We start from the raw sequence: 863 nt of genomic DNA, 5'->3' as shown, positions 1-863 counted from the left end.
TCGGTATTTGAATATGATTGCTGCCGCTCGTTTTGAGACTCATTGCCGCTCGGATTCGTGGAATTCATGAAGCTTTCCAGCAAGATGTCCACTTCCTCGTGCAACGCGGCCAGACCACCCACAATCAGCTCCATCTCGCCTAGGGATGCCCGACGGGGGATCGCCTCCACAACAGCGCGGAACCGCCGCCACAGGCCGCCCCAGTCGCCCGCCATATCTTCCTCCACGGCTGCCTCGATCAGCTTTTGAACATCTCTGCGGTGCAGCGTAATCCGTTCGCGCATCAGCCTCAGGGCCTTGTTGTCGGCGCGCACGCGCTCGGCGGCCGCCTCGAACTCATCAGCACGGGCCAGTAGCGGGGCGAGAGAGAAGCCGAACGCCTCCTCAATGTCGCCTCCCCTCCCCTTGCGCGCATAGCGCTTGCCGTTCGGACTGTCGCGTCGGATGACCAGGCCGCAGTCCACAAGGGCTGCCAGATGCCGCCTGAGCGTAGCATCCGGCATCCCATGGGCTCGCAGCGACAGCTGTGCATTGGAGGGGAACACGATCAGGCCGTTCTCCTCGCTCAACTCGCTGTCCGGATAAAACGACAGCAATGCGTTCAGAACGGCCAGAGCGCGATCGCCGACCCCGACAATGCTCCTGCCCTCGCAAAGGTTGCGGTAGACATGCCATTTCTCGACGGCCTTGCCGTCGGGGATTTCCTTCGAGCCATTCTGTGCTGCCAACATGGCAAGCGACATCGGCCGCCGCCCAAAGGGCGTCGTTGCAATACCCGTCTCCATTTTTTCCTTCGCCTTTCAATCAGGCAAAAGAAACCTGCTCGCCGAATCGACGCCAAAGACTCTTGACAGTGATTCGCG

The 863-nt window shown here is 60.7% G+C and carries 1 protein-coding gene; it reads right to left on the bottom strand.

Going from position 1 to position 863, the window contains the following annotated elements; translation table 11 throughout:
• Positions 1-785: plasmid replication protein RepC (gene repC / locus CKW40_RS42325; RefSeq protein WP_095205397.1), on the bottom strand; the 785-nt coding region annotated here is incomplete at its 3' end.
• Between the last annotated feature and the right edge of the window lie 78 nt (positions 786-863).

Source organism: Mesorhizobium carmichaelinearum (assembly GCF_900199455.1).
GTDB lineage: Bacteria > Pseudomonadota > Alphaproteobacteria > Rhizobiales > Rhizobiaceae > Mesorhizobium > Mesorhizobium carmichaelinearum.
This window is presented reverse-complemented; position numbering and strand designations above follow the sequence as displayed.